The following is a 9,178-nucleotide window of genomic DNA, read 5'->3' as shown; positions in this document are numbered from 1 at the left end:
CAGTTCATGTCCACTCCCGAGCAGAACAAGGCCGTCCTCGCGCGCTACTACGAGGAGTGCCTCAACAAGGGCAATCTCGACGTCATCTACGAGGGCGCCACCGAGGACCACATCAGCCACGGCACCGCCGCCAACGGCAAGGAGGGCGTGGAGCACCTGAAGGAGTGGGTGCGGCTCCAGCGCGCCTCCTTCCCCGACCTCCACGTCACCGTGGACGACTGGATCCTGGAGGGGAACAAGGTCGTCAGCCGCTTCACCGCGCGCGGCACCCACACCGGCGACGACTACGCGGGCCTCATCCCGGCGCAGGGCCGCAAGCTGGAGATCCCCGGCATCGTCATCGACGAGTTCAACGACGAGGGCAAGATCGTGGAGAGCTGGTTCTCCATGGACTCCTACGACCTCGCCACCCAGCTCGGGGCGTTCGACGCGCCCCCCGCGTGACCGGCCATGAGCCGGCCCCGGGCCCCGGGGCCGGCATCCCGGTCCTCATCACCGGCTGCTCCTCCGGAATCGGCCGCGCGTGCGCGCTGCGGCTGCACCGGGCCGGGCACGCCGTGTACGCCACCGCGCGGCGGCCCGAGACGCTGGCGGAGCTCGCTGGCTCAGGCATCCGCACCATGGCGCTCGACGTCACCGACGAGGAGTCCATGGCCACCGCCGTCGCCAAGGTCGAGGCGGCGCACGGCGCGGTAGGGGCGCTGGTCAACAGCGCGGGCTACGCCATGTCGGGCTGTATCGAGGAGGCCTCCCTGGCCGAGGTGCGCGAGCAGTTCGAGACCAATGTGTACGGCCTGGTCCGGCTCAGCCAGCTGGTGCTGCCCGCGATGCGCGCCCACGGCGGCGGCACCATCGTCAACGTCTCCTCCATCTTCGGCCGTTACGCCGTCCCCGGCTCGGGCTTCTACAACGCCACCAAGCACGCCGTGGAGGGCTTAAGCGACTCGCTGCGGAACGAGGTGGCCGACTTCGGGGTGCGGGTCGTCCTCGTCGAGCCGGGCCCGGTGCGCACCACCCGCTTCGGCGCCACCTACGTGGCCAATCTGCGGCCGGTGAGCCGGACGTACGAGACCTTCCGCCGGGAGAGCGCCGAGTACTTCGAGGCGATCTACACCGGCAGCCGCCGGACCCTGGCGGGCACCTTCGCGATCCAGTCGGACGATGTGGCCCGCCGGGTGGCGAAGGTGGTGGCCAAGGGCGCCCGCGGCTCCCGGCCGCGCGCCCGCTACCCCGTCGGACTCCTCGCCCACAGCACCATCGCCCTGCGGCGCCTCACCTCCGACGTCCTTTTCGACCATCTCTTCGTGCGCCGCCTGTTTCCGGTGCCCCGCGGGCCGCGGCCGCGAAAGCAAGGAGACCACCGATGACCACAGCGACCTCCGCGCCGCGCATCGCACCCGGCCCCAAGGGCGCCCCGCTGCTGGGCAGTCTGGGCCCCTGGAAGCGGAACACCGCCGAATTCCTGCTCGGTCTGCAACGCGACCACGGCGAGATCGTCCGGATGCGGCTCGGCCCGTTCCTGGTGCACCAGGTGACCGAGCCCGAGGCGGTGCGCCGGGTGCTGGTGGAGAACAACGGCAACTACGTCCGCGGCCCGCTCTACGAGCAGTTCGGCGTCGTCATGGGCAAGGGACTGCTCACCACCGACGGCGAGTTCTGGCGCGCCCACCGGCGGGCGGTGCAGCCGGTCTTCCTCAAGAACGCCATCACCGACATCATCCCCAACATCATCCGGGCCACCGAGGAGATGCTGGAGACCTGGGAGCGCAAGGCAGCCGCCGGTGAGCCGGTCGACCTGATGACCGACATGCTGCGGCTGACCCTGGTCACCCTCTCCCGCTCGCTGTTCGCCTACGACATCAAGCCGGACTCGGCCCTGCTGAAGACGATCGTGGACGATGTGGTGGAGGTGATGTTCCGCCGCGGCACCGCCACCGAGATGCTGCCCTCCTGGGTGCCGACGGACCGTCAGCGCAAGATCCTCAGGATCCACCGGGTCTTCGACCGCATCGTGGCCGATGTGCGCCGGAGCTACGCGGAGACGGGGGAGGGGCCGCTGATCGCGCTGATGGAGCGGGCCACCGACCCGGCCACCGGTGAGCCCTGGACCGATCAGCAGATCAAGGACGAGTTGCTCACGGTCTATCTGGCCGGCCATGAGACCACCGCCGTCTCCCTGTGCTGGACGCTGCTGTCGGTCGCCGCTCACCCCGGCGTCCAGGAGGAACTGGACGCCGAGATCGGCACGGTGCTCGGCGGCGGGCTGCCGGACGCGGAGAGCGCCGAGGGGCTGACGTACACGAAGATGGTCGTCGACGAGAGTCTGCGGATGCACCCGCCCATCTGGATCTTCCCCCGGGCGGCCGTCGAGGCGGACACCCTCGGCGGCTACGGTATCGAGCCGGGCTCCTCGATCCTGCTGTCCCCGCTGGTCTCCCACCACAACCCGCACCACTGGGACAACCCGCTGGCCTTCGACCCGTACCGGTTCACCCCGCAGGCCATCAAGGAGCGGCCGCGGATGGCGTATCTCCCGTTCGGCTCGGGGCCCCGGCAGTGCGTCGGCAACTTCATGGCGCTGCTGGAGCTGCGCATCATCGTGGCCATGGTGAACCAGCGCTTCCGGATCAGCCGGATCCCGGGAACCGAACTGCGGTACGGCTCACCGGTGATCTCGCTGCGGCCGCTCAAGGACGTGATGGTGACGGTGACTCCGCGCGAGCGATCCACCGCCGCGCCCCGCCCGTCCCGCCGGACCGCTCCCGCCGCCCCCGCCGCCTGCCCCCATCACCCGTAGGCCGGAGGGCGGAAGCGGAATGGGAGTTCCGGCCCAGGACCACTCCGTCGCCTTTCCCGATTTCGCCCGCGCGCCCCGGCCCGGGAAACCCGGCGCACCGTCAGAAGCAGGGGTTCATGGCGGTGGATCGTTATCCCCGGGACGCGGGCGCTTTTCGGGGGAAACGCGTCCCGTGGCGATGCGGACGAGAATGCGGAAGATGTACGGCGGGACACGAAGGACGAGGCCCGGGCCGACCGCGCGGCAGCGCTCCGGCGCCGGGGCGACGCCCTCCGGCGGGCCGCGGAAACCGTTCCCGGGCCGGGTCGGAAATCCACCGCGCCGACCGGTCGGTTTTCTTGACGTTCCTGGTGGAAGGGGTGGGACGGACCCTTTCCCCAGGTGCGCCGGGACGGGCAAGAACTTCATTTCACGATCGCTACGGCCGTTTACTCCCAGGTGGCGCCCAGTGTGGCCGTCCAATGTCCCCCGTCCGCTCCCCGGAGCACTCGCGCACAATGCCTCCGAATGAATGTCCGACGTATGTGCGGACGCTCCCCCGCGTCCCCGGGTGACCCGGATGGTGGTCGCTGAGCCATCCGGCGGGGCAACCCCGCGGATCTGTGGCAGGGTCAGGGGGCTAGCAGTTGAACCAGAGGCACTGTCACCGCCGCTGTTCACTAAACGGAGGCGCGGTATCGTGTGCGTGTACGCCGGGTTGTCGAGCGGCGCAGCATCAGGGAGGGGGACGCGTGTCGCCAGGGGAAGCGCACGTCGCACCGTACTCACGGCGCGAGCGGCTGCGCATCGCGACCATCCGTGAAATCAAGGACGTCGCCCGGACGCTCCTGGTTCAGGAGGGCCCGGAAAACGTGACCATCCGGGCCATCGCGCGTGAGATGGGCATGACCGCGCCGGCCGTCTACCGCTACTTCAGTAGCCGGGATGCGCTGATCCTTCAGCTGCGTGTGGACATTTTCGAGGAGATGGCCCGCTTCATGCAGGGGGTCCTCGGCCAGCACCCCGAGGAGGAGCCGGGCCGCCGGTGGATCAGCGGCGCCCGCGCGCTGCGCGTCTGGGCGATCAAGCATCCCCATGAGTTCGGGCTGATCCTCGGCCCCTGGGCCCCGGGGCTCGGCCGCGAGGAGACCAAGCCCGAGCGCCATATGAGCTGGGTCTTCGGCTCCGTGTACTCCGATCTGGTCGCCGACCTGTGGCGGGTGCGGGGCTTCCCCGCCCCCGAGGTCGAGGAGCTCGACCCCGGCCTCGCGCAGACCCTCACCGCGCTCAGCGAGGACCAGGACGTCGACATGCCCCCCGGAGCCATCGCCGTGATGCTCCGCTGCTGGGTGCGGCTGTACGGGGTGATCTCCATGGAGGCGCTCGGCCATATGTCCTTCGCGCTCTCCGAGGGCCAGCACTTCTTCGAGTTCGAGCTCCGCGACCTGTGCCGGGTGCTGGACATCTCGGAGTTCTACGAAGAGGTCGTCTGAGGTCATCCGAAGGCCCCCCGGACACCGGCCCGGGGGCGTTCGCCGGTCACCCGCCCGGCGCCCCTTCGAAGGTCACATCGGGGTATCGCTCCGTACATGTGTACACCGAGAGGCGTAAGCTGTGGCAATGCCCGTCCGGATCATGCCGGAGCCGGGCCCTTGTCGCCTGTTCGGGGGCTGGGGGCCGGGGCCCGTTGACAAGACGGAGCGGCGTGTCCGGATCGTGCGGACCCTGGTAACCGGTGTAGAACGGGGGATGTGACGGCATTGGCTACACGGCCCATCTCCAGCGCTCCCGAGGGGCCCGGTCGTCGGGACCCACGTGGCGTCCTGGGTCTCGCCCGTACGCCTGGCTGTCCACGGTGACCGTCGAGGACGAGCGCAGCGGGTCCCATACCACGTCGAGCAGCCGGAGCGGCGGGCAGGAAGCCGCTCGCGCCGTGCTCGACAAGGCCGCCCACGAGAACTTCCCCGTGGCACCCTTCTTCCTCCCCCGCGCCTGGCGCACCGATCTGATGGCCGTCTACGGCTACGCCCGGCTGGTCGACGACATCGGCGACGGCGATCTGGCCCCCGGCGGCGCCGACGCCGAACTCCTCGGTCTCGACCGCGACCGGGCGGACGACGCGTCCGCGATGCTGGACGCGTTCGAGGCCGACCTCCGCCGGGTCTTCCAGCCCGCCGCGGAGCCGCGCCATCCGCTGCTGCGGGCCCTGCGCCCCACCGTCCACCGCCATGGGCTCGACCAAGAGCCCTTCCTGGGGCTGATCGAGGCCAACCGCCAGGACCAGCGGATCCGGCGGTACGCCACCTACCAGGACCTCCTCGGCTACTGCGAGCTGTCCGCCAACCCGGTCGGACGGCTCGTCCTCGGCATCACCGGCACCGCGAGCCCCGAGCGGATCCGCCACTCGGACGCCATCTGCACCGCCCTGCAGATCATCGAGCACCTTCAGGACGTGGCCGAGGACCTCCGCAGGGACCGCGTCTATCTGCCCGCCGAGGACATGAAACGCTTCGGTGTGACCGAGGCCGACCTCGCCGCCCCCCGGGGCGGCGTACGGTTGCGCGCGCTGGTCGCGAAGGAGGCGGAACGCGCCGCCGCCCTGCTGAATGAAGGCACCCCCCTGGTGGGTAGCGTCCACGGCAGGCTCAAGGTGCTGCTCGCCGGATTCGTGGCCGGGGGGCGGGCCGCCTTGCGGGCGGTCGCGGCCGCGGGACATGACGTACTCCCTGGACCGCCCAGGCCCACCAAGCTCAGCCTGCTGCGCGAGGTGGGGGCGACACTGCGAAGAGAGGGGTGAGCCGGACCGTGAAGGGATCTCCGCACGCGTCCGCGCCAGTGCTCGCGGCGTACCGCTACTGCGAGGCCGTGACCGGCCACCAGGCCCGCAACTTCGCCTACGGCATCAGGCTGCTGCCGACGGAGAAGCGCCATGCGATGTCGGCCCTGTACGCCTTCTCCCGTCGGGTCGACGACATCGGCGACGGCCCCCTCGACCCGGAGGCCAAGCGCGCCCGGCTGGCGGACACCCGTGCCCTGCTGGACCGGATGCGGGGCGGCGGCATCGAGGAGGACGACACCGACCCCGTCGCCGTCGCCCTCGCCCATGCCGCACACCGCTTCCCGATCCCGCTGGACGCGCTGGACGAGCTGATCGACGGCGTGCTGATGGACGTGGCCGGGCAGACCTACGAGACCTGGGACGACCTCAAGGTCTACTGCCGCTGTGTGGCGGGCGCCATCGGACGGCTGTCGCTCGGCGTCTTCGGGACGGCCCCCGGCACCGGCCACAGCGAGGACGAGCTCGAGCGCGCCCCGGCTTACGCCGACACCCTCGGGCTCGCCCTCCAGCTGACCAACATCCTGCGCGACGTCCGCGAGGACGCCGCCACCGGGCGTACCTATCTGCCCGGCGACGACCTGGCCAAATTCGGCTGCACCGACGCGTTCCGCGGCTCCACCGCACCGCCGGACGCCGACTTCACCGGCCTTGTCCACTTCGAGGTGCGGCGGGCCAGGGCCCTGTTCGCCGAGGGCTTCCGGCTGCTGCCGCTGCTGGACCGGCGCAGCGGCGCGTGCGTGTCCGCCATGGCGGGCATCTACCGCAGGCTGCTGGACCGGATCGCCAAGGACCCCGCGGCCGTCCTGCGCGGCCGCGTCTCGCTGCCCGGCCATGAGAAGGCGTATGTGGCGGTGCGCGGGCTGGCCGGTCTTGACGCCCGCGCCGTCGAGCGCCGCGGCACCGGGAGGCCGGTGTGACCCACTCGACCCTGGACCCCGCCCCGGCCGCCGGACGACGCCCCGCCGGGCGGAGCGCCCTGGTGATCGGCGGCGGGCTCGCCGGTACGACGGCCGCGCTCGCGCTGGCCGACGCCGGGCTGCGGGTCACCCTGGTCGAGGGCCGCCCCCGCCTGGGCGGCCTCGCCTTCTCCTTCCACCGCTCCTCCCCGGCGGGCGTGCTCAGCGTCGACAACGGCCAGCATGTGTATCTGCGCTGCTGCACCGCCTACCAGTGGTTCCTGGAGCGGGTCGGCGCCGCCCGACTCGCCCCGCTCCAGGGCCGGTTGGACGTCCCCGTCCTCGACGCCCGGGGGCGCGCCGGGCGGCGGCTCGGCCGGCTGCGCCGCACCGCCCTGCCGGTGCCCCTTCATCTGTCCGCGAGCCTGGCCACCTACCCGCATCTCTCCCTCGCCGAGCGCGCCCAGGTGGGCCGCGCCGCGCTCGCCCTGGGGCGGCTGGACCCCGAGGACCCGGAGCTGGACGGGGTGGACTTCGCCGGCTGGCTGCGCCGCCACGGCCAGTCGCCGCGCGCCGTCGAGGCGCTGTGGGACCTGGTCGGCGTGGCCACGCTCAACGCCACCGCGCCCAATGTCTCGCTGGGCCTGGCCGCGATGGTCTTCAAGACCGGACTGCTGTCCCGGCCCGGCGCCGCCGACATCGGCTGGGCCCGCGCCCCGCTCGGCGAGCTGCACCACACCCACGCCCACCGCGCACTGGACGCGGCGGGCGTGACCACCGACCTGCGTACCCGGGTGACCGCCGTCACCCCCACCCCCGAGGGCCGCTGGAGCGTGGCCACCGCCGGGCGGCCGGGGGAGGAGCCGCGGGCCGAGGCGGACGTGCTCGTCCTGGCCGTACCCCAGCGCGAGGCGCACGCCCTGCTGCCCGACGGCGCCCTGAAGGACCCCGGCCGGCTGCTGCGCATCGGCACCGCACCCATCCTCAATCTGCATGTGATCTACGACCGCACGGTGCTGCGCCGCCCCTTCTTCGCCGCGATCGGCTCCCCCGTCCAGTGGGTCTTCGACCGTACGGACGCCTCGGGGCTGAGGGACGCGCCCGGGGCCGGGGACAGCCAGTACCTGGCGGTGTCGCAGTCCGCCGCGTACGACGACATCGACCGTCCGGTGGCCGAGCTGCGCGCCCGCTATCTGCCCGAGCTGGAGCGGCTGCTGCCGGTCGCCCGCGGGGCGCGGGTGCGCGACTTCTTCGTCACCCGGGAGCGCACCGCCACCTTCGCCCCCGTCCCCGGCGTCGGCCTCCTCAGACCCTCGGCCCCGACCGACGCGCCCGGCCTCTACCTGGCCGGTGCGTGGACCGCCACCGGCTGGCCCGCGACCATGGAGGGCGCCGTGCGCAGCGGTCTGTCCGCCGCCCGCGCGGCCCTCACCGACCTAGGCCGCCCGCATGTGAACCCTCTCCCCGCCCCAGGCGGGGGGACGCCCAAGGAGGCGGCATGAGCACCACCACCAAGAACAGAGGAGAGACCGTGACCCCGGCGACCCCAGGTGTCGACACCGCAGGCGTCATGGCGCTGCTGGACCGCGGCCGTACGCTCGCCACGCCGGTGCTGCGCGCCGCCGTGGACCGGCTGGCCCCGCCCATGAACACCGTCGCCGCATACCACTTCGGCTGGATCGACGCCGAGGGCAACCCGGCCGAGGGCGGCGGCGGCAAGGCCGTCCGCCCCGCGCTCGCCCTGCTGTCCGCCGAGGCGGCGGGCGCCACCCCCGAGGCCGGGGTGCCCGGCGCGGTCGCGGTCGAGCTGGTGCACAACTTCTCGCTGCTCCACGACGACCTCATGGACGGGGACGAGCAGCGCCGCCACCGCGACACCGTCTGGAAGGTGCACGGCCCGGCCCAGGCCATCCTGGTCGGTGACGCCCTGTTCGCGCTGGCCAACGAGATACTGCTGGAGATCGGCACCGCCGAGGCCGGGCGGGCCACCCGTCGGCTCACCGCCGCCACCCGGAAGCTGATCGACGGCCAGGCCCAGGACATCTCCTACGAGCACCGCGAGCGGGTCACCGTCGAGGAGTGCCTGGAGATGGAGGGCAACAAGACCGGCGCCCTGCTCGCCTGCGCCGCCTCCATCGGCGCCGTGCTCGGCGGCGCCGACGACCGCACCGCCGACACCCTGGAGGCTTACGGCTACCACCTGGGCCTCGCCTTCCAGGCCGTCGACGACCTGCTCGGCATCTGGGGCGACCCGGAGGCGACCGGCAAGCGGACCTGGAGCGATCTGCGCCAGCGCAAGAAGTCCCTCCCCGTGGTCGCCGCGCTCGACGCCGGTGGCCCCGACTCCGAGCGGCTCGCCCAGATCCTCGCGGCCGACGCGCACAAGCCGGAGGAGGAGTTCGCCGACTTCTCGGAGGAAGAATTCGCCGTCCGCGCCGCGTTGATCGAGCAAGCAGGTGGCCGGGACTGGACCTCTCAGGAGGCCCGCAGACAGCATGCGACCGCCATGGAGGCGCTGGGCTCGGTGGACATGCCCGCCGAGATCCGGGCGCGGTTCGTGGCGCTCGCCGACTTCGTCGTCGTACGAGAGAGATGATCGCCATGGACCGCTAGTTCGCAGTCGCCGGCCGGCACCCAGCCGGGGTGCCGGCCGACGGAAGCCCCAGA

8 protein-coding genes are annotated in these 9,178 nt (G+C 72.2%); all 8 read left to right on the top strand.

All coding sequences use genetic code 11. The features are described 5' to 3' along the window. Positions 1 to 6: 6 nt before the first annotated feature. The 8 genes from ACMTAK_RS12365 to ACMTAK_RS12330 all read left to right on the top strand — a co-directional run bounded on the left by ACMTAK_RS12365 (position 7) and on the right by ACMTAK_RS12330 (position 9,107). The gene (locus tag ACMTAK_RS12365) at positions 7 to 444 is read left to right on the top strand and encodes an ester cyclase (RefSeq protein WP_037964560.1); all 438 of its coding nucleotides are present in this window, start codon (positions 7 to 9) and stop codon (positions 442 to 444) included. After that, positions 441 to 1,367, top strand: coding sequence for an SDR family NAD(P)-dependent oxidoreductase (locus ACMTAK_RS12360; RefSeq protein ID WP_413806258.1), 927 nt, complete (start codon positions 441 to 443; stop codon positions 1,365 to 1,367). The genes ACMTAK_RS12365 and ACMTAK_RS12360 overlap by 4 nt, the downstream gene beginning before the upstream one ends. Beyond that, positions 1,364 to 2,797 (top strand): cytochrome P450, encoded by a 1,434-nt coding sequence (locus tag ACMTAK_RS12355; RefSeq protein ID WP_413806257.1) that lies wholly within the window; start codon positions 1,364 to 1,366, stop codon positions 2,795 to 2,797. Before ACMTAK_RS12360 ends, ACMTAK_RS12355 begins: the two co-directional genes overlap by 4 nt. Positions 2,798 to 3,528: 731 nt before the next feature. Next, positions 3,529 to 4,269 carry a TetR/AcrR family transcriptional regulator gene (locus ACMTAK_RS12350; protein WP_020867241.1) on the top strand — a complete coding sequence of 247 codons (741 nt, stop codon included), beginning with the start codon at positions 3,529 to 3,531 and terminating at the stop codon, positions 4,267 to 4,269. 440 nt (positions 4,270 to 4,709) lie between these two features. Next, the gene (gene hpnC, locus ACMTAK_RS12345; protein ID WP_413812865.1) at positions 4,710 to 5,573 is read left to right on the top strand and encodes a squalene synthase HpnC; all 864 of its coding nucleotides are present in this window, start codon (positions 4,710 to 4,712) and stop codon (positions 5,571 to 5,573) included. Next, complete coding sequence (hpnD, locus tag ACMTAK_RS12340) at positions 5,570 to 6,532, top strand: presqualene diphosphate synthase HpnD (protein WP_413806256.1); 963 nt, start codon at positions 5,570 to 5,572, stop codon at positions 6,530 to 6,532. Before hpnC ends, hpnD begins: the two co-directional genes overlap by 4 nt. Continuing rightward, positions 6,529 to 8,013: a hydroxysqualene dehydroxylase HpnE gene (gene hpnE, locus ACMTAK_RS12335; RefSeq protein WP_413806255.1), complete on the top strand. Its 1,485-nt coding sequence runs from the start codon at positions 6,529 to 6,531 to the stop codon at positions 8,011 to 8,013. Before hpnD ends, hpnE begins: the two co-directional genes overlap by 4 nt. Then, the gene (locus ACMTAK_RS12330; RefSeq protein WP_413806254.1) at positions 8,010 to 9,107 is read left to right on the top strand and encodes a polyprenyl synthetase family protein; all 1,098 of its coding nucleotides are present in this window, start codon (positions 8,010 to 8,012) and stop codon (positions 9,105 to 9,107) included. Before hpnE ends, ACMTAK_RS12330 begins: the two co-directional genes overlap by 4 nt. Positions 9,108 to 9,178: the final 71 nt, after the last annotated feature.

Source organism: Streptomyces lacaronensis, from assembly GCF_047337785.1.
Lineage (GTDB): Bacteria > Actinomycetota > Actinomycetes > Streptomycetales > Streptomycetaceae > Streptomyces > Streptomyces lycopersici.
The sequence above is the reverse complement of the archived record's forward strand: the minus strand, read 5'-3'. Positions and strand labels throughout refer to the sequence as shown.

Coding starts and splice junctions, on each gene's coding strand:
- ACMTAK_RS12365 (WP_037964560.1), top strand. CDS start 7: ATGTCCACTCCCGAGCAGAACAAGGCCGTCCTCGCGCGCTACTACGAG.
- ACMTAK_RS12355 (WP_413806257.1), top strand. CDS start 1,364: ATGACCACAGCGACCTCCGCGCCGCGCATCGCACCCGGCCCCAAGGGC.
- ACMTAK_RS12330 (WP_413806254.1), top strand. CDS start 8,010: ATGAGCACCACCACCAAGAACAGAGGAGAGACCGTGACCCCGGCGACC.